The sequence below is a fragment of the Mucilaginibacter gracilis genome (assembly GCF_003633615.1).
Classification (GTDB): Bacteria; Bacteroidota; Bacteroidia; order Sphingobacteriales; family Sphingobacteriaceae; genus Mucilaginibacter; species Mucilaginibacter gracilis.
This window is the reverse complement of record NZ_RBKU01000001.1, coordinates 1,226,195-1,248,358: the sequence shown is the minus strand read 5'-3', so window position 1 is coordinate 1,248,358 and position 22,164 is coordinate 1,226,195. Positions and strand designations below refer to the sequence as shown.

23 protein-coding genes are annotated in these 22,164 nt (G+C 40.4%); 11 read left to right on the top strand and 12 right to left on the bottom strand.

Annotated elements, in window-relative coordinates; genetic code table 11:
* The first annotated feature begins 101 nt into the window (after window positions 1–101).
* From BDD43_RS05340 to BDD43_RS05320, 5 genes are all read left to right on the top strand, one after another.
* Complete coding sequence (locus BDD43_RS05340; protein ID WP_121196765.1) at window positions 102–3,425, top strand: DUF4175 family protein; 3,324 nt, start codon at window positions 102–104, stop codon at window positions 3,423–3,425.
* 1 nt (window position 3,426) lies between these two features.
* Window positions 3,427–3,849, top strand: a complete 423-nt coding sequence (locus BDD43_RS05335; RefSeq protein ID WP_121201889.1) for an ATP-binding protein — start codon at window positions 3,427–3,429, stop codon at window positions 3,847–3,849.
* A gap of 2 nt (window positions 3,850–3,851) precedes the next feature.
* The gene (gene ybeY, locus BDD43_RS05330) at window positions 3,852–4,280 is read left to right on the top strand and encodes an rRNA maturation RNase YbeY (protein ID WP_121196764.1); all 429 of its coding nucleotides are present in this window, start codon (window positions 3,852–3,854) and stop codon (window positions 4,278–4,280) included.
* Between the two features lie 71 nt (window positions 4,281–4,351).
* Complete coding sequence (locus tag BDD43_RS05325; protein ID WP_121196763.1) at window positions 4,352–4,864, top strand: glutathione peroxidase; 513 nt, start codon at window positions 4,352–4,354, stop codon at window positions 4,862–4,864.
* A gap of 146 nt (window positions 4,865–5,010) precedes the next feature.
* Window positions 5,011–6,879: a M1 family metallopeptidase gene (locus tag BDD43_RS05320; protein ID WP_121196762.1), complete on the top strand. Its 1,869-nt coding sequence runs from the start codon at window positions 5,011–5,013 to the stop codon at window positions 6,877–6,879.
* Between the two features lie 8 nt (window positions 6,880–6,887).
* Here the strand turns inward: BDD43_RS05320 and BDD43_RS05315 are convergent, their stop codons facing one another.
* Genes BDD43_RS05315 through BDD43_RS05295 form a run of 5 tightly spaced genes read right to left on the bottom strand, consistent with a single transcriptional unit; the run spans window position 6,888 to window position 10,458 of the window.
* Window positions 6,888–7,775 (bottom strand): phosphatidylserine decarboxylase, encoded by an 888-nt coding sequence (locus tag BDD43_RS05315; RefSeq protein ID WP_121196761.1) that lies wholly within the window; start codon window positions 7,773–7,775, stop codon window positions 6,888–6,890.
* Window positions 7,776–7,805: 30 nt separating this feature from the next.
* The gene (locus BDD43_RS05310; RefSeq protein ID WP_121196760.1) at window positions 7,806–8,429 is read right to left on the bottom strand and encodes a phosphatidylserine decarboxylase; all 624 of its coding nucleotides are present in this window, start codon (window positions 8,427–8,429) and stop codon (window positions 7,806–7,808) included.
* A gap of 49 nt (window positions 8,430–8,478) precedes the next feature.
* A complete protein-coding gene (locus BDD43_RS05305; RefSeq protein WP_121196759.1) occupies window positions 8,479–9,282 on the bottom strand; it encodes a phosphatidate cytidylyltransferase in 804 nt (267 codons plus the stop codon).
* Between the two features lie 37 nt (window positions 9,283–9,319).
* Window positions 9,320–9,535, bottom strand: a complete 216-nt coding sequence (locus tag BDD43_RS05300) for a DUF2007 domain-containing protein (protein WP_121196758.1) — start codon at window positions 9,533–9,535, stop codon at window positions 9,320–9,322.
* Window positions 9,535–10,458 (bottom strand): CPBP family intramembrane glutamic endopeptidase, encoded by a 924-nt coding sequence (locus tag BDD43_RS05295; protein WP_121196757.1) that lies wholly within the window; start codon window positions 10,456–10,458, stop codon window positions 9,535–9,537. The genes BDD43_RS05300 and BDD43_RS05295 overlap by 1 nt, the downstream gene beginning before the upstream one ends.
* A 44-nt stretch (window positions 10,459–10,502) precedes the next feature.
* Between BDD43_RS05295 and dusB the strand changes: the two genes are divergently transcribed.
* Together dusB and apaG are read left to right on the top strand one after the other, a co-directional pair.
* A complete protein-coding gene (gene dusB, locus BDD43_RS05290) occupies window positions 10,503–11,495 on the top strand; it encodes a tRNA dihydrouridine synthase DusB (protein ID WP_121196756.1) in 993 nt (330 codons plus the stop codon).
* A gap of 105 nt (window positions 11,496–11,600) precedes the next feature.
* Window positions 11,601–11,987: a Co2+/Mg2+ efflux protein ApaG gene (gene apaG / locus BDD43_RS05285; RefSeq protein ID WP_121196755.1), complete on the top strand. Its 387-nt coding sequence runs from the start codon at window positions 11,601–11,603 to the stop codon at window positions 11,985–11,987.
* Between the two features lie 141 nt (window positions 11,988–12,128).
* On the opposite strand, the gene pyk is transcribed toward apaG, so the two are convergent.
* Both pyk and BDD43_RS05275 read right to left on the bottom strand, forming a co-directional pair.
* On the bottom strand, window positions 12,129–13,559 hold the full coding sequence (pyk, locus tag BDD43_RS05280) for a pyruvate kinase (protein WP_121196754.1): 1,431 nt from the start codon (window positions 13,557–13,559) through the stop codon (window positions 12,129–12,131).
* A 71-nt stretch (window positions 13,560–13,630) separates the two neighbouring features.
* A complete protein-coding gene (locus tag BDD43_RS05275) occupies window positions 13,631–14,050 on the bottom strand; it encodes an IPExxxVDY family protein (protein WP_121196753.1) in 420 nt (139 codons plus the stop codon).
* A gap of 344 nt (window positions 14,051–14,394) precedes the next feature.
* Here BDD43_RS05275 and BDD43_RS05270 point away from each other — a divergent pair, with 344 nt between their 5' ends.
* Genes BDD43_RS05270 through rnc form a run of 3 tightly spaced genes read left to right on the top strand, consistent with a single transcriptional unit; the run spans window position 14,395 to window position 16,641 of the window.
* The gene (locus BDD43_RS05270) at window positions 14,395–14,631 is read left to right on the top strand and encodes an acyl carrier protein (RefSeq protein WP_008508386.1); all 237 of its coding nucleotides are present in this window, start codon (window positions 14,395–14,397) and stop codon (window positions 14,629–14,631) included.
* Between the two features lie 21 nt (window positions 14,632–14,652).
* Window positions 14,653–15,906, top strand: coding sequence for a beta-ketoacyl-ACP synthase II (gene fabF, locus BDD43_RS05265; RefSeq protein WP_121196752.1), 1,254 nt, complete (start codon window positions 14,653–14,655; stop codon window positions 15,904–15,906).
* A gap of 9 nt (window positions 15,907–15,915) precedes the next feature.
* Window positions 15,916–16,641: a ribonuclease III gene (gene rnc, locus BDD43_RS05260; protein ID WP_121196751.1), complete on the top strand. Its 726-nt coding sequence runs from the start codon at window positions 15,916–15,918 to the stop codon at window positions 16,639–16,641.
* Window positions 16,642–16,699: 58 nt separating this feature from the next.
* Here the strand turns inward: rnc and BDD43_RS05255 are convergent, their stop codons facing one another.
* Window positions 16,700–17,257: an RNA polymerase sigma factor gene (locus tag BDD43_RS05255; RefSeq protein WP_121196750.1), complete on the bottom strand. Its 558-nt coding sequence runs from the start codon at window positions 17,255–17,257 to the stop codon at window positions 16,700–16,702.
* A 192-nt stretch (window positions 17,258–17,449) separates the two neighbouring features.
* A complete protein-coding gene (locus BDD43_RS29905; RefSeq protein ID WP_162846987.1) occupies window positions 17,450–17,617 on the bottom strand; it encodes a hypothetical protein in 168 nt (55 codons plus the stop codon).
* A gap of 164 nt (window positions 17,618–17,781) precedes the next feature.
* On the opposite strand from BDD43_RS29905, the gene BDD43_RS05250 reads away from it, so the two are divergent.
* Entirely contained in the window at window positions 17,782–20,259 is a 2,478-nt protein-coding gene (locus BDD43_RS05250; RefSeq protein WP_121196749.1) for a DUF5686 and carboxypeptidase regulatory-like domain-containing protein, read from the top strand.
* 13 nt (window positions 20,260–20,272) lie between these two features.
* Here the strand turns inward: BDD43_RS05250 and BDD43_RS05245 are convergent, their stop codons facing one another.
* The 3 genes from BDD43_RS05245 to BDD43_RS05235 form a co-directional block, all read right to left on the bottom strand.
* Window positions 20,273–20,461: a Sec-independent protein translocase subunit TatA/TatB gene (locus BDD43_RS05245; protein ID WP_121196748.1), complete on the bottom strand. Its 189-nt coding sequence runs from the start codon at window positions 20,459–20,461 to the stop codon at window positions 20,273–20,275.
* Window positions 20,462–20,601: 140 nt separating this feature from the next.
* Window positions 20,602–21,399, bottom strand: coding sequence for a DUF6515 family protein (locus tag BDD43_RS05240; protein WP_121196747.1), 798 nt, complete (start codon window positions 21,397–21,399; stop codon window positions 20,602–20,604).
* A gap of 327 nt (window positions 21,400–21,726) precedes the next feature.
* A complete protein-coding gene (locus BDD43_RS05235) occupies window positions 21,727–22,110 on the bottom strand; it encodes a hypothetical protein (RefSeq protein WP_121196746.1) in 384 nt (127 codons plus the stop codon).
* Between the last annotated feature and the right edge of the window lie 54 nt (window positions 22,111–22,164).

Genomic DNA, 22,164 nt, shown 5'->3' with positions numbered 1-22,164 from the left:
ATATTGGTGTTATAAACTGTAATTTTTAAATGGCCCACGCAATTATACCAGGCGGTATGGCGTTTTTAACACAATGTTTATTACATTAGCTTATTAAACATATGCAGGCAGTTAGTAATTACGATTTACTGATAAGTAAGATAGATACCTTTATACGCAGGTATTATTTAAACAAACTGCTGCGCGGCATTATTTTTTTAGGAGCCGTTTTGTTTTCGGGATTTGTTGTGGTTACCCTTAGCGAGTACCTGGGTAATTTTAACACACTGTTACGCAGTATTTTATTTTTTGGGTATATACTGCTTAACGTAACCATATTTTGCTGGTTGGTTTTACCGCCGCTAATGGCGTATTTTAGGTTAGGAAGTACAATTAGCCATGATGAAGCGGCGCAAATTATAGGTACACATTTTGCCGACGTTAAAGACAAGCTGCTTAATACCCTCCAGCTAAAACGCCTGTCGGACGATCAACCTGCTCACCGGGCATTGATCGAAGCCAGCATCAATCAAAAAATTGTGTCGCTTAAGCCGGTCAGTTTTCCGTCGGCCATCCGTATTAAAGAGAATGTTAAGTATTTAAAATGGGCTCTGGTGCCGCTTTGTATTATTGTGATACTGGCTTTTACCGCACCATCTATGCTGAAAGACAGTACCGAAAGGCTTATCAAACACAATCAATATTTTGCACCCAAATCGCCCTTCCGGTTTGTTATTACCAATCCGGTGCTCTCGGTGGTACAAGGCGAAGATTTTAAGCTTGAGCTGAAACTGGTAGGCGATAAATTCCCTAATGATGTTTACCTTGAAGCCGGTAACAATACCTTTAAGCTTGATAAAGATAATATAGGTAAGTTTCATTACCTGTTTTCAAACTTACAGCAAAACGTTAAATTTAAATTAACGGGAAACGATTTTTCGTCGGAAGAATACCAGATCAGCGTTAACCTGAAACCATCGCTCCTGCACTTTGATGTGGAGTTGCAATATCCTGCTTACATTCACAAAAAGAACGAGCAACTTAATAATGCCGGCGACCTTACCCTCCCCATAGGAACCACCGTGCGTTGGACAATGCATACCCAAAACGCCAATGCCATGCTTTTTGAAATGAACGGGCATACCAAACGTTTGCAAGCCGATGGTAATGCCTTTTTGAATACCGAGCGGATATTAAACACCGCTAATTACAGCCTGAAAGCACTCAACAATGCGGTTAAACACGGCGATTCGGCAAGTTATCATATCAACATTATTGCCGACCAGCCTCCCACTATCGAGGTTGACGAAAAGCCCGATTCGGCAAGTTCAAAAGCTATTTATTTTAACGGTAAAATACAGGATGATTATGGTTTCTCGTGGCTAACGTTTCACTATTCCATTACATCGCATACCAATGCAAAGCCGCGCACATTTACTAAAGCCGTAAAAGCAGACCTTAACCAAAACCAAACCGGTTTTTTCTATTATTGGAATTTAAAAGAACTGGATGCAAAGCCGGGCGAAGAAGTAAGTTATTATTTTGAAGTTGCCGATAATAATGGGGTTAATGGTCCGCAAACGGTGCGGTCGGCCGAGCATACTTTACATATACCCACCGAGCAGGAGCTAAATAAACAACTTGATGCAGGTACGGAATCGGTTAAACAAAAAATGGCCTCGGCCATAAAGCTTTCGGCAGAGGTAGAAAAAGATGCAAAAAAACTGAATGAACTACTTTTAAATAAAAACAACCTGTCGTTTGATGAAAAAAAGCAGGTACAAGATCTTTTGCAAAAGCGTAAGGAACTTGATGATATGGTTAAGGACATCCAGAAAGAAAACAAACAAAACCTGTTAAACCGTCAGGAAAACAAAAAAGAAGACCAGGAAATATTAGACAAGCAGAAGCAAATTGAAAATTTATTTAATAACGTGCTTGACGAGAAAACACGGGATTTGCTGAAACGCCTTGAAAAACTGCTTGAGCAAAACCAAAAAGACCCGGCGCAGGATGAGTTATCTAAAATGCAAATGGATAATAAATCGTTAAAAAAGGAACTCGACCGGATGTTGGAATTATACAAACAATTGGAGATTGAGCAGAAGCTAAAAGAAAACATTAACCAGCTAAATAAACTTGCTGATAAGGAAAAGAAGCTGGCAGACGAGACACGGAAAGACAATAGCGATCAAAAAGCAATACAACAAAAGCAAGACGAGTTAAAAAAAGATTTTAAGGATGTAGAAAAATCCTTAGATGAATTGAAAGACAAAAATGACCAGTTAGAGCAGAAAACCAATTTTGAAAACCCCAAGGCCGACGAGAAAAAAATTAACGACCAAATTGATAAGAGCCAGGATAATTTAAGCAAAAGTAACAAACAAAAAGCATCGCAATCTCAACAAGATGCTGGCGAACAAATGCAGCAACTTGCCGAAAAGTTACAAAAAATGCAGCAGGATGGCGAACAGCAGCAGGATACTATAAACATGCAGCAGTTGCGGGAGCTGATTAAAAACCTTGTTAATAACTCGTTTGAGCAAGAAAAAACAATGCAGAGTTTGCGCAACATGAACGCCGCCGACCCTGCCTATATTAACTGGGCCCAAAAACAAAAAGACATTAAAGATAACATGAAGAATGCCGAAGATAGCTTGTACTCACTAAGCAAGCGTGTTCCGCAAATTGAATCAACCGTTAATAAGGAAATAGGCATAATAAATAGTAATATTGAGCAGAGTTTAACAAACCTTGGGGACAGGCGCACGGCCGAAGCAAACCAAAACCAACAGTACGCCATGACATCGATGAACAATTTGGCACTAATGTTGGATGAAGCATTGAGCCAATTGCAAAATTCGATGAAAAACGCTAAGGGCGGTAAGGGCAAAAGCAAGCAACCATCAATGTCGCAACTCAATCAAATGCAGCAAAAGCTCAATGAAAACATGCAAAAAATGCGCAATCAAATGCAGCAGCAAGGCAACCAGGGCAAAAGCGGGAGCCAAGGGCAAATGAGCGAGCAATTTGCTAAAATGGCGCGCGAGCAACAAATGATAAGGCAAAGTTTGCAGCAAATTAACGAACAGCAAAATAAGGACGGAAAGAAACAGTTGGGCGATTTGGACAATATTTCGAAAGAAATGGAACAAACGGAGAAAGATCTCGTAAACAAGAAAATATCAGAGGAAACAGTGAAGCGACAACAGCAAATTAAAACACGCATGCTCGAAGCCGAAAAAGCAGATCAGCAGCGTGACCAGGATCAGCAGCGGGAAAGTAAGGCCGCTAAAGATGTTGCTCCCGGTTATGTAAAGGCCTTGCAAAACTATCAGCAGATGAAGAGTAAGCAAACCGAACAGATACGCACCGTTTCGCCAACGTTAAACTATTATTATAAGTCCAAAATAAAAATCTACTTTGATCAAATTAATGGTAAATAATATGGAAGCAGCCAAAATAGAGACAGGGGAATTATTTACTTTGCAATTACCATCGGTAATGGAAAGCCTCGCTGCACTTGAAAACCTAATTGAAGAAATAGCCGATAGGTATCAGATAAGCGAGGATACTTTTGCAAATATGATGACGTGCTTAAATGAGGCATTTATTAACGCTATAGTACATGGTAATAAACTTGATGCAGAAAAAAAAGTGATTATTAATGCCGAAGTTGACTCAAAACGCATTATATGGACGGTAACCGACCAAGGTACCGGCTTTGATTACAACACACTGCCCGACCCTACTGCGCCCGAAAACTTAGAAAATTTAACCGGCCGGGGTGTTTTTATTGTTAAACAACTTGCCGACCAGTGCGTTTTTAACGCCAAGGGCAACGAAGTTGAACTGCATTTTAAAATTTAAGCATGGCTATACCTGTTTTTTTTTTTGAAGAGGATACTGAGTTTAAACCTAAAAAAAAGGCCAAACTACGCGAGTGGCTTAAAGCTACCATAGTTGCCGAAGGTTATTCGTTAAGCGAACTTAATTATATTTTTTGCTCTGATACCTATTTGCTGGCCCTAAACCAGCAATATTTAGACCACGATACCTATACCGATATTATAACCTTTGATAATTCGGAAATAGAAAATGTAGTTGTGGGTGATATTTTTATCTCGATAGACCGCGTACGCGAGAATGCTAAAGAGTTTTCTAAAACGGAGGAAGATGAATTGCACCGCGTTATTATACACGGCGCACTACATTTGCTTGGTTATAAGGACAAAACAAAAGCCGACAAAAAGCTGATGACGGAGAAAGAAGATTTTTACCTCACTAAGCGGCTATTGTAAAATTTATATGTTATTTCAAACATATTCCATAAAATCTGCTTAAAATTGCCTAAATAAAAAATCAAGTAAATATGAAAGCATTAGCATTTGTAATAATAGCCTTGTTGTTTACAGCAAACAACCCCGCTTACGATTTTAAGCTGAAAACTATTGATGGGAAGGATTTTAAACTGTCAAAATATAAAGGGAAAAAAATATTGGTTGTAAACACCGCCTCTAAATGCGGGTATACCAAGCAATATGCCGAATTACAGCAGCTTGCCGATAAATACAAGGATAAGTTAGTTGTTGTAGGTTTCCCGGCTAATAACTTTGGCGGGCAAGAGCCTGGCACTAACCAGGATATTAAAACCTTTTGCCATGATAACTTTTCGGTAACTTTCCCAATGAGTGGCAAGGTGAGCGTTAAGGGCCTGGATATTGACCCCTTGTTTGCTTATTTAACCACAGCCCCAAACCCCGATTTTACAGGAGACATTAAATGGAATTTTGAGAAATTTCTGTTAGATGAAAACGGAAAATTAATTCACCGTTTCCGTTCGGCCACAACGCCCATGTCCGACGAGATCACTAAAGAGCTTTAATAAATTAAACCAAAGTATAATTAACCCCTTAATTAATTGAGGGGTTTTTTTATGTCTGCAAAAAAAATAATTGCCCGCATTATTCTCAATTTAAAAACAAATCTTTAAATTGTTAATTATCTACACCACAACCCATTTAATGCGATATGATTAAATTTAAACTATTGTTGTTGTTGCTTTTGTTGCACGTTACTCAAAGTTTTGCCCAGGCTATTTTACAACCGCCTTTAAACATTGTAAATAGTTATAACAAGGGTACACGGGCTTATAATGGCAAACCGGGTAGCAAATACTGGCAGAACACTGCCGATTACAACATTAAGGTAAATTTTGAACCCAATACGCGCATTTTAACAGGCACGGTAGATATTGATTACATCAACAACAGCCCGGATACGCTTAAAGAACTGGTATTTAAATTGTACCCCAACTTTTACAAAAAAGGCGTGATGCGTAATTATAAAATGGATGCTGCGGACCTTTCGGATGGAGTGCAAATATCCAAAATAAGCATCAATCAGCAAGATCAGGATTTATCGAGGATCAATATTGAAGGTACTAATATGATGATGGACATCAGTCCGTTACTATCAAAAGCGAAGTTGCACGTTACGGTTAATTATTCGTACACGCTAAACCGCACATCGCATGTGCGGATGGGGCAGATAGATTCGGGATCGTATTTTGTGGCCTACTTTTTCCCGAGAATAACCGTTTACGATGATGTTGACGGATGGAACAGATACCCCTATTTAGGCAGCGAAGAGTTTTACAACGATTTTTGCCATTTTAATGCCGAAATAACCGTACCAACCAATTACACCGTATGGGCCACCGGAGATTTAAAAAACCCCAACGAAGTATATGCCGATAAGTTTGTAAAACGGATAGAACAAGCTGGCCTGGCCGATAGCGTAACCAACATTATTACCGAGGCGGATTTGGCTTCGGGTAATATTACAGCGCAAAACATTACCAATACCTGGAAGTTTGAAGCTAACAACGTTACCGACCTTGTTTTTGCCACAAGCAACCACTATACGTGGCAAGCCAGTAGTTTGGTGGTTGATTCGGTTAGCGGCCGCCGTACACGGGTTGACGCTGTTTTTAACCCCATCCACAAAGATTACTACAACGTAATAGGTTATGCCCGTAAAACGGTGGAGGCTATGAGTTTTAAATTCCCTAAATGGCCATACCCATATGCGCACGAAACTGTTGTTGATGGCCTGGACCAGATGGAATACCCCATGATGGTTAACGATAACCCGCTGGAAAAATTTGAGGACGAGGTTGAGCTAACCGACCATGAGATATTTCATACCATGTTTCCGTTTTACATGGGCATTAACGAAACCAAATACGGTTGGATGGACGAAGGTTGGGCAACCATTGGCGAATGGGTTATAAGCCCTCTGGTAGATTCGCGCGTAACCGATGTTGACGGCATTGCCGCTTACGAGTTTAGTGCCGGAAAGGAAGAAGATCAGCCAATTGTTACGCTTACGCCACAATTATCGGGTATTAGCTTTTTAACCAACTCGTACCCTAAGCCGGGGCTTGGCTATTTATACGTGCGAGATATGCTTGGCGAGCAACTGTTTACCAAGGCTTTGCATTATTATATTGAGCAATGGCACGGCAAGCACCCCATGCCTTACGATTTTTTTAATTGTATGAACGCCGGTGCCGGTAAAAACCTAAACTGGTTTTGGAAAAATTGGTTTATGGATAACGGCTTCCCCGACCAGGCCATAGCCAAGGTAACCCACATTAATAAGGAATACAAGGTTATTATTGCCAATGTTGGTATAAAAGCCGTACCGGTAGATTTAACGGTGAGCTATAAAGATGGCACCACCAAACTGATACACAAAGATATTTCGTGCTGGGAAAACGGCAACCGTAACGTTGTAATTAATTTTATTGCCGAAAAGAGTATTGCCAAAATAGTATTAGGCGGTATTTACGATGTCGATATTAATAAAAAAGATAATGTGTGGGAGGCTAAGTAAAGCTATTACTAAGCCTTTAAACCAACCTTTTCGCCTATTTTAACCAGGGTTTCTATCCCTTTGATGGATTGCTCTATAATGTCGGCATCGGGCACAATGGCGTCTTTTTTAAATAGCTGTATAACGGTTGAGCCACCAAACTCAAACCAACCTTTTTCTTCGCCGCGCTTAAAGGTGTAGGCACTGTTATAGCGCTGCACTATTTTGCCAACAAACAAGGCTCCCACTTCAATATGTATTACTTTGCCAAAATTCTCGGTATGCAGTACGGTTAGCTCACGATAGTTTTTAGCCATTACGCTTTTGGTTTCGGCAAGGGCTATGCGGTTTACCGAGTGCAGGATGCCCTTTATTTTACGAACCTGCTCTTGTTTACCATTATCAATATAACCGTAACGGTGAAAATCCTGTGGGGCAAGGCGGTACATATAGCACCAGCCACCGGCGTATTCCTGCTCAAGGGCTTTATCTTTTACCAGGTCGTTTAGTTTGTACCAATATCCTTTTACAGGTAATTGCTCGGCTTTGCTCAGGTCCCATATCATTAACCTCGAATCGGCGGCAGATATCAGGTGTTCGGCAACCATGTCAATTGGCCTTGCTTCGGGTTTCAGTTCGCGAATAAAAAAATCGTTAAAGCTTTTGAATGAGCTAAGCGGTCGTTTTATTTCGTTAACATCTAACTTATAATGCTCAATAAATTTAGGTATCTGCTTTAAACTGCGCTTACCATCCATTACTCTGCCGTACGATTTGGAAATGAACCGCCTTTTAAGCACAAGGTTGGTTAACAATTTCCCGGTAAGGGTTTTATATAAAAACATTAAGCCACCCAATTTTATGGCGTGCTCTTCAATTGTTTTTTTCGACTGGCGGTCGTATACGTAAACTGGCATTATGTGTGGTGTCGGTTTATAAATAAATTATCAGGCCCTCAATTCGGCCAGCATGGTTTGTCCGCCTTTTACCTTGTCATCCGGGTCAACATTAAGTACTGCTCCGGCGGGTAAAAAAACTTCAAGCCTGGCACCTAAATTAGCAAAGCCCAATTGCGCACCCTGGCTAACCAAATCGCCTGTTTTAACATAAGTTATAACAGGTTGTGGCAGCAAGCCGGCTGTTTGCCTAAGTAAAACGGTAAGCCCGGCATTGTTTTGTACGGCAATTGTAGTTTGGTTTTTATTGCTATCGTAGTTAAAATAAGTTACTGCGCCGCTAACTGCATTGCGTGTTACATGTACATCGGTAGCAGATATTGCGATGGCAACCCTGGTGCAGCGGCTTTTTAAAAACTCGGTTTCTTCAACGTCGTCAATTGCGGTTATCATACCGTTGGCAGGGCAAAGTACGGTAGTGTCATCCGCAACAATATCAAGGGCCGGGCTACGAAAAAACAGTATCGTAACCACAAAAAACGCGAAAGACAGCAAGTAAACAATCCATTTTACAGCAGTGGCACTTGGCGAATAAAATTGTATAAGGGCATTCAATACAAAAATGAAAAGAATGCACAGGGCTATTGGGGTGTAACCTTCTTTATGAATGGTCATATGGTATTTTAATGGCAGATCAGGGTATTTAATTAATAACGTAAAAGTACTAATTTGAAATTAAGTACAAGTAAACAAAAACTGCAGGTGCTGCAAGTAATAAACCATCAAATCGATCAAGCAAACCGCCGTGGCCCGGCAATATGGTGCCCGAATCTTTGGTGTTAAAATTACGTTTCAGCATCGATTCTATCAAATCGCCCATCGTACCGAAACACGAAATCAATACCGCTACCGACATCCACTGTTTCCAGGTAATATCTGTAAAGTATAGCGATATTACCCATGATATAAACATAGTGAATAGCAAACCGCCAATAAAGCCTTCCCAGGTTTTTTTGGGCGAGTGGCGCTCAAATAGCTTGGTGCGCCCAAATTTGAGGCCCACAACATACGCGCCGGTATCATTACTCCAAAGCAACAATAAAAAGCCTAACGGAAAATGATGATCGAAATGCCCGGTTATAAATGCCAGCGCAAATAAAAAGCAAAAAGGCGATATAGAAAAAATGAAACCAAGGCAGGTATAGGCAATGTTATTAAAAGGTGTTTCAGATTTTTTGTAAAGTTCGGCAATAAAAATGCTCAACAATACGGGTATGCTGATGAGCAAAAATTTAGGATCGATATTTAAAATGTAGTGGAGTGTATTACCTGCGAAAATGCATAGCCCCCCTATTAAGCCGGCAACCCGGTTTGGTATAATTTGAGGTGTTTTTACTAAGTTATAAAACTCGTTAAGGCACAAAAAGCCTAACAAGCCTAAAAATGCGGTGAATATATACGGGCCATTGAGTAGCGAGGCCAGCATGATAATTACAAAAAGTATGCCTGTTATAGCCCGTGTTCTCATAGGTATCTAATTATGCTTTTAGTACTGGTTTCCGGCATTACAAGTTTGCTGTTTGGTTAAGTATAATCACCTCTATAGCTCTGCTAAAGTCTTCCTGATGAATATAAACTTCAATGTTGCCAAACGTGCGATGGGCCGAATCTTGTTTATTTATCAATACGCTGGCTATGTGGTGTTCGATAAGCATTTGTTTAACGATCTCCGATTGGTAGTAATTGGTAGATGTAAATATCCGAACCCAATTTTTTTCCATTATAGCGTAGCTTGTTGTGTTTTTGTTACTGTTAATTTTCTGTAAACGAAAAACAAAAGTAAGGTAATTATCAAACTGAACGTATAATGCCCATAATTAAAAATGTGCTGATCGTCTGGGTTAACGGCAATTGTTTTTTGTTTATAAAGGTAAGTAACCACTACAGCGGTTCCGTTGTTTATAAAATGCCCCCAAACAGATGTCCATGTACTGCCGCTCCACAACACAAAATAGCCAAAAAATACACCGAGCATTAAACGCGGCAAAAAGCCAAAAAATTGCATGTGTATGGCACTAAATAATATAGCCGCCAGCCAAATACCCAAATGCGGGTTTTTGGTTAAACGTGTAAAAATGGTTTGTATGCACCCCCTGAATAAAAACTCCTCGGCCACGGCTGTTAAAAAGCCTACTACCAATAGCGCCCATAACATTTGCCAAACCGATTTTAATGCAAGCAATATAGATGTTTCTTTGGCGGCTTCGGTTTCGCTATCGCGCATCCATTGTTCTACACCCTTTAAAAATTTCGGGAATACCATTTTTTGGTTTATGTTAATTAACAACTCCATTAAAGGTGTCGAAAAAATCATTACCGCAAACACCATTACCAATAGTAGCGGATTAAATTTAACAGTTGCCTTTAGGTATGCACCGGGTTTTTTAACCACAAATTTGGCAAATACAAAAGGGCCGGCAAACAGCGGTATGGTAGTGCTGGTAACTTGCAGCACCCACAATTCATTTACAACTTGCGGCGTTACGCCGGCTTTTATGAGAGATAATAAAGGGTCTAAACCGTAAAACATCCAGATAATACCGGCACCGACAACGCCGCCCGCAATCATCATTCCGAAAGTGATAACCACCAAAATAAAAAACTGCCCTGCCGGGTGAATACGGTCGTTATAGCTATCTGTCATATAAGTTAATATTTTTGTATTTTTGCAGCGTTTAAAGATACTGCATGTCTGTTCAAATCGGAAATATTGATCTGGGTAAATTCCCGCTGTTACTGGCGCCTATGGAAGATGTGAGCGATCCGCCGTTTCGTTACGTATGTAAGCAGAATGGTGCCGATATGATGTATACCGAATTTATATCCAGCGAGGGCTTAATACGCGATGCTGCAAAAAGCCGAAAAAAGCTTGATATTTTTGAATACGAGCGGCCTATTGGCATACAAATATTTGGCAGCGATATAGAAAGTATGCGCGAAGCCACCCGGATTGCTACGCTTGCCGGTCCGGATTTGATGGATATTAACTACGGTTGCCCTGTAAAACAAGTGGCTTGCCGCGGCGCCGGTGCCAGCCTGTTGCAGGATATTGATAAAATGGTAGCCATGACGCGCGCCGTTGTAGAGGCAACACATTTGCCCGTAACCGTAAAAACACGCTTGGGCTGGGATGATAATACCAAAAATGTTTACGAGGTTGCCGAGCGCCTGCAGGAAGTAGGCATTAAGGCCCTTACCATACATGGCCGCACACGCGCGCAAATGTACAAGGGCGAAGCCGATTGGAGGTTGATAAGAGAAATAAAAAAGAACCCCAATATTGAGATCCCTATTTTTGGGAACGGGGATATTGATTCGCCGGAAAAGGCTGCCAACTGGCGTTTGGAATATGGCGTTGATGGGATGATGATTGGCAGGGCAGCTATTGGCTACCCCTGGATTTTCCGCGAAATAAAACACTTTTTTGAAACAGGCCAACATCGCGAGAAGCCAACAATTGCCGAAAGGGTTGATGTTTGCAAAACGCATTTAGAAAAATCGATTGAGTGGAAAGGACTGCGTACCGGTATTTTTGAAATGCGCCGCCATTACTCCAATTACTTTAAAGGATTAGACCACTTTAAAGAATACCGGATGCAGTTAGTAGGCACCGAGGATGTACAGGAGATATATGACCTTTTACAAACAATTACCGAAAAGTATAGTGTTGAAATGGCCTGATTATTGATTGTAATGATTTGACTATGAATATAATAAAATATTTTACACTCGGGCTTTGAAATTATGCGAAAAAATTATTTAAGTTTGAGTTGAAAGGCTTTTGATATGATCAATACAATTACAGAGGGAGTTAAGGTTTCGGTAGAGACCCTATATCAGCCGGAATATTCCAATCCGGCAAATGATCATTTTATGTTTGCTTACAAAATCAATATCGAAAATGTAGGCAATCATTCGGTGCAATTAATGCGCCGTCATTGGCATATTTTTGACTCTAACGGCACACAGCGCGAAGTGGAGGGCGAAGGTGTAGTAGGCCTGCAACCTGTAATTGAACCCGGCCAATCGCACGAATATGTATCGGGCTGTAACCTTAAAACCGATATGGGCAGCATGAAAGGCGAGTACCAGATGCTTCGCCTTTTTGACGATCTGCTTTTTGATGTTGCCATTCCCGAATTTTATTTGATAGCACCATACAAGTTCAATTAATAGTTTGATATAACGCAAAAAAGATCTGCCCCACGGCAGATCTTTTTTGCGTTATAGGTATTTGCGCGAGGCTTCCCGGCCAAAAAACAAAAAGCCCCCAAATATTGCTATCTGGGGGCTCACTATTTAATTTGTACTTAGTTAGTCAATCACGGTAACTTTAAGCATATTGGTTTTGCCTTGTTTAGCAATTGGGATAGCGGCAGTATTGATAACAATGTCGCCATTTTCTATCAGGCTTTCTGATTTTAAGATGCCGTTTACATCGCTAATGGTTTTATCGGTGCTTTCTAATTTATCATAATAAAACGCCTTTACGCCCCAAACCAAGCTTAACGCATTAAGCAAATTGCGGTTTGATGTAAAAATATAAGTAGCAGCTTTTGGCCTGTGGCTTGATATTTCGAAAGCGGTATAACCCGAAACCGTCATGGATACAATACCAACGGCGTTGGTTTGCTCGGATAAAAATACTGCTGAGTTACAAACCGCATCGCCAATTACATTGGCCGGCGTTGTTGCCGAATCTTTTGGCGAGTTAAACGGATAACCCAATTCTTCAACATTGTGAACAATTTTAGCCATAGTTTCGATAACGATGAGCGGGAATTCGCCTACCGATGTTTCGCCGCTTAGCATCACAGCATCAGCACCATCTAAAACTGAGTTAGCAACGTCGTTAACCTCAGCGCGTGTAGGGCGCGGTGTTGTAATCATTGATTCGAGCATCTGGGTTGCAATAATAACCGGTTTTGATGCTGCACGACATTTACGGGCTATCATTTTTTGCAACAAAGGCACTTCCTCTAAAGGCATTTCAACTCCTAAATCGCCACGGGCAACCATAACACCATCGGTAGCGGCAATAATTGCGTCGATGTTTAATATCGCTTCGGGCTTTTCAATTTTAGCAATAACTCTCGACGATTTACCACTACGGTTAATAATGCGCTTTAATTCAACAATATCTTCGGCAGTACGCACAAACGATAAACCTATCCATTCTACATCGTTTTGCAGGGCGAAATTTAAGTTAACCAAATCCTCTTCGGTTAAGCTTGGGATAGATACTTTGGTGTTTGGCAGGTTAACGCCTTTACGGGATGTTAGTATACCTCCGTGTACAATTTCGCAAACAACGGTGTCTTTACGGTTAGTGGTAATAACCTTCATTTGTATCTTTCCGTCGTCCAGCAAAATAATTTCGCCTGCGTGAACGTCTTGCGGAAAGGTGTCATAAGTAATGTAAATCTGGTTATCGTCGCCAATGCATTCCTTAGTTGTCATGTTAATGCGGGTGCCATTAACCAGGTGTATGCCACCATCTTTAACCAGCCCGATACGGATTTTTGGGCCCTGTAAATCGGCAAGGATACCTACATTTATCTTGTATTTGTCATTAATTTCACGAATAGTATCAATCGCTTTTTGATGGTCTTCGGTTTTGCCATGCGAAAAATTAAGTCGGCAAACATTAACGCCGGCCTTAATCAGCGATAGTAAAACATCCTTTTTTACTGAGGCAGGGCCCAGGGTTGCTACAATTTTAGTACGGTTATTTGAAACTTTCATATAAATTTTTTAGGTTATCGGTCATCTGTTAAACTAATATAGTGTACTTATTACACCATGCAAATATGCCGCTAAAATAATAGATTTTCGCGTGATTTTATTTTTTTTGGATCAACCTTTGTTGCGGCAACAATTTCGGGTATCCGGTTAAGCCTCAAAACAATATCGTCAAGGTCGTTTTCGTCAATATAATTTTTTATCATCAGCAGGTAATCAGTGCGGTTCATTTCCGGGATCAGATACCCATCAGATCCCCGGTTTGATATCAGGTAGAAGTGGGTATTGCTGCTTTCCCAGCTACAGTTAAAAAATGAAAAGTAGCTTTCGGCCATGCCATTTAAGGCATCCAGGTGCAGGTCATCGGCACGTACAAAGTTAAAATTTAGGCCTTTATTAACCATATAACAAAGGCGGTAATCTTTTAACGGCGAAGTAATGGCGATAAGCACAAAGTCAAGATCAATCTCAAATTTAAGCACCTTTTTATTCAAAACTTTGATAATTAAGCGTTGTAAAAGTACGAATGTATGTGCCAACTACAACAATATAATGGCATAAACCAGTTAAAAAAATTAATGTAGCGGCACTCAACGGGCTGCCTGCAAGGGGCATACCATGTTTTAACTAACATTGTGGAAAAATAACCAGCCAAATAGCCGCGCAAAGCCGTGCCGATGAGTACCTTTATAAAAAAATAAAGAGCAAAATATCTCGTCGGAACGAAACTGTTAACACTAATTTGTGTTATTATGTGGCTAAAAGATTTTAGATTTGATTATTGACAGAATTTATTTTTCTTTGCACAGAATTTATTAATCATTAAATCATAAAGACTATGTCTGATATCGCTTCAAGAGTAAAAGCTATTATCGTAGAAAAATTAGGTGTTGACGAAAGTGAAGTTACGCCAGAGGCAAGTTTCACAAACGACCTTGGTGCCGACTCATTAGATACCGTGGAATTAATTATGGAGTTTGAAAAGGAATTTAACGTTGCTATTCCTGACGATCAGGCAGAAACAATTGGCACAGTAGGTCAAGCGATAGCTTACCTTGAAAAAAACGTTAAATAAACTCCGCCCTTACAATTTAGTATGGAGTTTAAAAGAGTTGTTGTAACCGGGCTCGGCGCACTTACACCTATTGGCAATAACGTTCCGGATTACTGGAGCGCATTGGTAAAAGGCGTAAGCGGTGCTGACATCATCAAAAGTTTTGATATCTCGAAGTTCAAAACAAAATTTGCATGCGAGGTAAAAAGCTTTGATGCCGATGGTTATTTAGGAAGAAAAGAGGCACGAAAGCTTGACCCTTTTGTGCAGTATGCGCTGTTTGCCACTGAAGAGGCCGTTATTGACGCGGGACTCAACTTTGACATGCTTGATACCAACCGCATTGGTGTAATATGGGGCTCGGGTATTGGTGGCCTTAAAACGTTTATGGACGAAGTGATAAACTTTGCCAAGGGCGATGGTACACCCCGGTTTAATCCGTTTTTTATACCTAAAATGATTGCCGATATTGCTCCAGGGCATATATCTATCAAATACGGTTTGCGCGGCCCTAACTTTTCAACCGTTTCAGCCTGTGCGTCGTCAACCAATGCGTTGATAGATGCCTTTAATTATTTACGCCTGGGTATTAGTGATATCATTATATCGGGCGGCTCAGAAGCAATTATTAATGAGGCAGGTATGGGTGGTTTTAACGCCATGCACGCCCTGTCTACCCGTAACGACGATCCGGCAACAGCCTCTCGCCCTTTTGATAAGGACAGGGATGGTTTTGTAGCTGGCGAAGGTGCCGGTACCATTATACTTGAAGAGCTTGAACACGCCAAAGCACGTGGCGCTAAAATTTATGCGGAAATAATTGGCGGCGGCATGAGTGCCGATGCTAATCATATTACCGCTCCTCACCCCGAGGGTTTAGGCGCGCGTTTGGTAATGACAGGTGCTTTGAGAGATGCAAACCTTAAAACAAGCGACATTGATTACATCAATGTACACGGAACATCAACCCCGCTAGGCGATTTGAGCGAAACCAAGGCTATTGTTAACCTTTTTGGCGAAGATGCCTACAAGCTCAATATAAGCTCAACCAAATCAATGACGGGGCACCTTTTAGGGGCTGCCGGTGCAATTGAGGCCATTGCTGCCATATTAGCCGTTAAAAATAATATTATACCACCAACCATTAACCACTTTACCGACGACCCGGAGTTTGACCCTAAATTGAATTTCACGTTCAATAAGGCACAGGAGCGTCTGGTTAATACCGCACAAAGTAACACCTTTGGCTTTGGTGGGCATAATGCATCGGTTATTTTCACCAAATACAAGGACTAATTGTTTTGAATGTCAATTTTAAGGGTTTATAAACTATATTTTTCTCCAAACAGAAAGTATGTAAAAGCATTAAAAAATTTGCTCGGCTTTGTGCCGGGCAATTTGTCTTTATACAGGCTGGCTTTCAGGCATAAATCTGTTGCGCAAAATGTAAAAAAAGGGGTAAAAAACAGTAACGAACGCCTTGAATTTTTAGGCGATGCTGTACTAGGCAGCATTGTTGCCGAAGTGCTTTTTAAACTTTACCCTTACGAGGATGAGGGCTTTTTAACCGAGCTACGATCAAAAATTGTGAGCCGAGTTAACCTCAACCAGCTTGCGCGTAAATTAGGCTTTGATAAACTTATAGAGTATGATAGCCGTATGGTTGGTTCAACACGGCAGGGATCTTTGCTAGGCGATGCATTTGAGGCTTTGGTAGGTGCCGTTTACCTGGATAAGGGTTATGATTTTACGCGGAACTTTTTGGTGAACCACATTATCAAATCGCACATTGATATTCACCAGCTCGAAAAAACTGAAACCAATTTTAAAAGTAAATTGATTGAATGGTGCCAGCGGCACGGTAAGGATATTACTTTTGAATTAACCGAAAACCAGGAAGGCGAAAGCAATAAACTGTTTACCGTTCGCGCCCTTGTTGATGGTGAGGTTTTAGGTACCGGAAAAGAATTTAACAAAAAGAACGCCGAGAAGCTGGCTGCCGAAAAAACCTGCGAAGCATTAGGGATTTAATAAAACACTAATCTAAGGCCCTGAAAAATTAATACCATTTATTTTGCCAGGTTAAAACTTAGGCCAGGGCCCGGTATTCCATATTTATTTCGAGTTTGTTTAGCTTGCTTTTAAGTATGGCGCGTGCCCTGTGCAAACTAGTGCGCGACATGATTTCGGTCATGCCCAATGTTGCGCCTATCTCCTGGTGCGAGTAACCTTCTATAGCATACATGTTAAATACGCTACGATAATTATCGGGCAAGCTATTGATAAGTTTAAGCAAATCTGCTGCTTCAAGCGAATCATTACGATAAGCGTGGTCAATGGTATGCTCTGCTATATCATCAGTTAAAACAACCGGCGCATTTTTACGGTGATGGGATAAGGCTGTATGCACCATAATACGCCGTATCCATCCTTCAAGGCTACCTTCACCACGAAACATAAAGCGGTTTTTAAATGCTTTTATAAAGCCTTCCTGTAAAATATCCTGGGCTTCATCACGGTCGCGGGCGTATCTCATACAAACGGCCATCATGCGCGGCGCAAGTAATTTATAAAACAATTCTTCTTGTTTTCCTTCATTTTTTAAGCAACCGTTCCAAATTTTTAACAATGCGTCGTTGGCTATCATGGTATACGTGTTTTAATTTGATACACCCATGCCAAAATTGTAGCCAATTATGTAAGTAATTTATAATCAATTATTTAATTACTATTGATAGTTTTAAAACTGTTCGTAAACGTACAGTAGGCGTTCGGTAGCACGGCAATGTTAACCGCATAAAAAAAACAATAAAAATAAATGGTGGTTATTGCTGCGAAGCTATTTTTTGCTTTGCCGTTTGTTTATAACCCAGATAAGAATGCCGATGATGATGAATACCGAATAAATACCCATGCGAAAACCGAGCCGGAAAACCGAGCCAATCATGTAGCAGCTATTGAGGGTAACGGCCATTAAGGTTAATGTGAGGTAGTGTAGTTTTTTCATTGAGAGGCCGAAATTAAAAAAAAATGAATAATATTATGCGATGCTTAGGCTACACGGTGCAAACATGCTAACCTTAAACTGCGTTTGTATAACTATTATGTATAAAATAGTTTAAATTAGGTAAATTGCTGTTGTATGCTTAATATGTTTGTGAGCCATTTTTTATGTTGTTAACAGGTATGCGGACGGTAGTTACAGCTTTTTTATTTTTTTCTTGCAGCTTATGTTTTGCACAAGGCTATTTGCTTGACGGTAAAATAAGCGATATACACGGTAACCCGCTGGCCTTTGTACCCGTTTACATTAAGGGCACAACCAACGGTACAATTGCAAACGAACAGGGTGTTTATCAGCTAAAGCTGCAGCCGGGCACTTATACCGTTGTTTTTAGGTTTATTGGCTATGAGCAGCAAACGGAGCCCCTGGTTATTATTGATCAAAATGTTAAGCTTAACATTAAGCTTGAACCCGAAAGTTATACGTTGGAATCGTACTTGCCGCAAGATACAGAGGTAGACAGCTCATATGTTATTATGCGGCAGGTTATTGCCAGGCGCAAGTTTTATTTGAACCAGGTAAAAGAATACAATTGCCGCATTTATTTAAAGGCCGATCAAAAATTATTGAGCGCACCGCATACTTTTTTAAAAGCCGATGTAGCTAAAATACTTAACCTGGACCCGGAGCGCCGTGGTATTATTAGTTTATTTGAGTCGATATCGCAATTTAATCACCGTAGGCCAGGCAAGGTTAAAGAAATTATGCTCGGCCTAAAATCTGCCGGTGGCGAAAATCCCTTTGGCTTTAACCGCGCAACCGATTTGCAGGTTAACCTTTACGAAAACCTGCTATCGTGGGGAGGCATGAGTAACCGTGCCTACATATCGCCAATAGCCGACAATGCCCTCCGCTTTTACAAGTACAGGTTATTACAACGTTTTACCGATGACGACAAAACTATTGATGTAATTGAGGTTACGCCTAAGCATGAGAATGAGCACGTATTTCATGGTGTTATTTATGTGATAGAAAACGATTGGAGGCTTTACAGTGCCGATTTGCACTTGTATAAAAGGGCCCATATTGATTTTGTTGACACACTAAATATACGCGAACAGTATATACCGGTAACAGATAGCGTTTGGGTGCCATTGTCATTAAATTTTAGCTTTACGGGCACTATACTTGGTTTTAAATATGCCGGCTATTTTTTAGGGATAGCTAACAATTATGATATTAACCCACATTTTAAAAAAGACTTTTTTAATGGTGAAGTTTTTGAAGTAGGTAAAAATATTAACAAAAAGGATTCGGTATTTTGGAGCAATAACAGGCAGGTGCCGCTTTTGGACGACGAGAAGCGTTATTACCATTTATTTGAGCTGGCCGAGAAAAAGCAAAACGAAAACCACGCCAAAGATTCGGTAAAAAGCGAAAACAATAAGTTTAGGCTAATACCCTACGTTTTAAAAAGTTACACCTATCGCGATCCATTTAAAAAAATAACCATCAACGTTCCGTCGCCGGCAAAAATGGTGTTTTATAATACTGTTGAAGGTGTGAGCGCTGATGTAAAGCCACAATTTTTAAAAGAATACGATCGGCATAAAACGCTTACTGTAGAGCCCGAAGCAAGGTACGGTAACTCGAACAAAATTTTCACCTTTAATACCAACGTTAATTACCGCTACAACCCTTTAAAACAGGCCGCGGTCTATGGTAGTTTTGGGTCCGATTTTCTTGATTTAAATAATTCGGGTACGTTAAGTTTGTTTTTAAACTCGTTAAGTACCTTATTTACAGGTAATAACTATTTAAAGCTTTATAAAGCTAAGTTTGCATCTGCCGGTACACAGGGCGAAATAATGAACGGTGTGTTGCTCAATGGCCAGATAGAATACGCGCACCGCGAAACGGTAATCAACACATCGTTATTTGCCATTGGTAAAGATAGTACACAACTTACCTCTAACGACCCTGTTCACCCGCATTCGGCTTTGGATATTAACAGCAATGTGCCTCTGTTCCCCAATCACAACGCGCTATCTATACGTACATCGGCCACCATAACATTTAACCAGCAATACACCATTAATCCCGATGGTAAATTTATTGAGCCTACCAAGTATCCGCGAATGCGTATCAATTACCGCAAGGGTTTCCCCATATGGGGATCAATAGTTGACTATGATTTTTTATCGGTCGATTTTTTTCAGGATCAGCTTAAATGCGGAATATATGGCTTTGCATCGTACTTTGTATCGGTGGGTAAGTTTTTTAATGCCAAAAGTTTGTTTTATCCTGATTACAAGCAATTTCGCGGTGGCCAGAGTTTCTTTTTCGATTCAAGCCTGGGTAGCTTTCACTTTTTGGATTACTATACTTACAGTACCGATAAAAAATATTTTGAGGCGCATTACGAACATAATTTTGCCGGATACTTTTTGGGCCGGGTACCTTACATCAGGAGCCTTAATATTGAAGAAGTAATAGGTGGCTCGTACTTAACACAAGAATTGCTGCGGAGCTATAAGGAGTATTACGTAGGTTTAAAGCGGAGCGTGGTACGCCTGGATTACGGCTTTTCGTATGGCGAAAACCTGCCCGTATTGCAGGGATTCAGGTTTACCTATAACTTTTAAAGTTTATAAACTCTTATTTTTTGTCGTCTTTAGGAAATTGATCTTTGTTTTTATCTTCGCTGCCTTCCTTAAAATGGCGTATGCTTTGGCCAAGCCCTTTGGCAAACTCGGGTATGCGTTTGCCGCCGAATAAAAACAAGGCTAAAATGATAACCACTATCAAATCCGGACCACTCAAAAACAATAGCGTTGTGTTTATCATAACTTGCACGGTTAAAACAATTAATTGGTAAAGGTATAAATTATATTGATGGGAGGTAAATTAATTGTTTGAATAGAAGGTGTTTAAACACAAAGAGCCGGATAAATTACCCGGCCCTTGCTATTTTATATTACCAAACTTTAGTTGTTGTTGTTATTATTATCGGTATCGTTTTGCGGTGCATCGCCATTGTTTTGGTCGGTGTTTAACTCACCATCTTTACCTACAATTTTATAGGCTGTTGTACCATCTTCGTTAGTAACGGGTTGATAATATATACCGTTTAGTTCATAATAGTCAATACCATCTATAGTTATGGTTTTAGCGTTTTGTGGTACGTTTGGTATTATAGCACCCATTGGCGGTGCAACAACTTCGTATTGTGTATTATCATATTGTTGATAAAACAAGCCGTTGTCGTAGTAAAACTGGTCGTCGCCCCAAAAAAACGGATAATATCCGTAAGGTAATACATTAATACGGAAGCCTAACCTTGGTGCATAAAACCTGCTGTAATAACCACCGTTATAGTGGTAGCCGCCACGAAAATATCCGCCTCTGTAACCACCGCGGTTATATGCACCTACCGAACCCGAGTAGCCTCGCGGACCTCTGGATGCATAGCCCTGGCCGGATACCCTAGGAGAACTTCCGTATGAGCGTTGTTGTGTTGAACTATAACCTTGGCCGCTTACCCTTTGTTGAGATTGTATATTGGCCGGGGCTTGCCTTTGGCCACCCTGGAACGACCCACGGCTACCATTGAATGAACCACCGCCATGAAAGCCGCCACCGCCACCATGAAAGCCACCACCACCGTGAAAGCCGCCTCCTCCACCACCACGACCGCCCCGCTGTGCAAAGCTGGTTGAGCTTATAGAGAATGATAGTAAAGCTGTTACTATAACAGCTGCTAAATATTTTATTTGAGTTTTCATTTTATCTTAGTTTAAAACTATTTGCGTTTTGTATATATAGACTAATTTTATTTTGCGGGTTTAATGTGAAACAAGTTAGTTACGCTAAACTTACAAATGGTTTACAATACTAAATTTGTTTCGATAGGTTGATATATTACCGGTATTTACCAGGTTTTATGCATGTTGAATTTACTTAACTTTCCTTTTAGTTTATATGTGTTAACTTGTACAATACACGTGCCAGTCCGTAAATTGTCGGTAATCTGTATGTCATCCCTGATGGATAGACAACGAGTAACGGGATTGGTTTGAAGGCGTATTGGTAAATTTTTGGCACCATTTAATCTAATCCCAGAGTATTTTAGGGTTGAATACTTCATCGCGATGCTTTAATACGGTATCTAAATTATCGCGTTGCTCTCTGTTAAGGGTATCATGGGCAATAACGGAGCCATATTTAAAATATATTTTCATTATTTGTTTACCAATAGTCGTATCGGGTTTTTTGTCGTAGGCTTTGCATAAACAGAGCCCTAATTGATTTTGAGCTACATAGTAGGCGTCTTCGGTTGTGTCAATGCTATAACGGTAATAGAAACTAATGGTACAATCTTTAAAAGATATAGTATGAGCCTTTTTTAAATTGATATAAGGCGCTACAACGAAAAAATATATGCCTATTAGAGCTACAATTGATAATACGATAACTGCCGTTTTTCTTTCTTCCATAATTTTAATACTGCTTTAGGCGGAAAGTAACCCAATAGTATTGCACAGCAAAAA

Coding starts and splice junctions, on each gene's coding strand:
- BDD43_RS05295 (WP_121196757.1), bottom strand. CDS start 10,458: ATGACAGATAGCTATAACGACCGTATTCACCCGGCAGGGCAGTTTTTT.
- BDD43_RS05250 (WP_121196749.1), top strand. CDS start 17,782: ATGTTGTTAACAGGTATGCGGACGGTAGTTACAGCTTTTTTATTTTTT.
- BDD43_RS05245 (WP_121196748.1), bottom strand. CDS start 20,461: ATGATAAACACAACGCTATTGTTTTTGAGTGGTCCGGATTTGATAGTG.
- BDD43_RS05320 (WP_121196762.1), top strand. CDS start 5,011: ATGATTAAATTTAAACTATTGTTGTTGTTGCTTTTGTTGCACGTTACT.
- dusB (WP_121196756.1), top strand. CDS start 10,503: ATGTCTGTTCAAATCGGAAATATTGATCTGGGTAAATTCCCGCTGTTA.
- BDD43_RS05310 (WP_121196760.1), bottom strand. CDS start 8,429: ATGACCATTCATAAAGAAGGTTACACCCCAATAGCCCTGTGCATTCTT.
- BDD43_RS05315 (WP_121196761.1), bottom strand. CDS start 7,775: ATGCCAGTTTACGTATACGACCGCCAGTCGAAAAAAACAATTGAAGAG.
- BDD43_RS29905 (WP_162846987.1), bottom strand. CDS start 17,617: ATGAAAAAACTACACTACCTCACATTAACCTTAATGGCCGTTACCCTC.
- BDD43_RS05255 (WP_121196750.1), bottom strand. CDS start 17,257: ATGATAGCCAACGACGCATTGTTAAAAATTTGGAACGGTTGCTTAAAA.
- BDD43_RS05300 (WP_121196758.1), bottom strand. CDS start 9,535: ATGGAAAAAAATTGGGTTCGGATATTTACATCTACCAATTACTACCAA.
- pyk (WP_121196754.1), bottom strand. CDS start 13,559: ATGAAAGTTTCAAATAACCGTACTAAAATTGTAGCAACCCTGGGCCCT.
- BDD43_RS05325 (WP_121196763.1), top strand. CDS start 4,352: ATGAAAGCATTAGCATTTGTAATAATAGCCTTGTTGTTTACAGCAAAC.
- ybeY (WP_121196764.1), top strand. CDS start 3,852: ATGGCTATACCTGTTTTTTTTTTTGAAGAGGATACTGAGTTTAAACCT.
- BDD43_RS05335 (WP_121201889.1), top strand. CDS start 3,427: ATGGAAGCAGCCAAAATAGAGACAGGGGAATTATTTACTTTGCAATTA.
- fabF (WP_121196752.1), top strand. CDS start 14,653: ATGGAGTTTAAAAGAGTTGTTGTAACCGGGCTCGGCGCACTTACACCT.
- BDD43_RS05305 (WP_121196759.1), bottom strand. CDS start 9,282: ATGAGAACACGGGCTATAACAGGCATACTTTTTGTAATTATCATGCTG.
- apaG (WP_121196755.1), top strand. CDS start 11,601: ATGATCAATACAATTACAGAGGGAGTTAAGGTTTCGGTAGAGACCCTA.
- BDD43_RS05240 (WP_121196747.1), bottom strand. CDS start 21,399: ATGAAAACTCAAATAAAATATTTAGCAGCTGTTATAGTAACAGCTTTA.
- rnc (WP_121196751.1), top strand. CDS start 15,916: ATGTCAATTTTAAGGGTTTATAAACTATATTTTTCTCCAAACAGAAAG.
- BDD43_RS05340 (WP_121196765.1), top strand. CDS start 102: ATGCAGGCAGTTAGTAATTACGATTTACTGATAAGTAAGATAGATACC.
- BDD43_RS05235 (WP_121196746.1), bottom strand. CDS start 22,110: ATGGAAGAAAGAAAAACGGCAGTTATCGTATTATCAATTGTAGCTCTA.
- BDD43_RS05270 (WP_008508386.1), top strand. CDS start 14,395: ATGTCTGATATCGCTTCAAGAGTAAAAGCTATTATCGTAGAAAAATTA.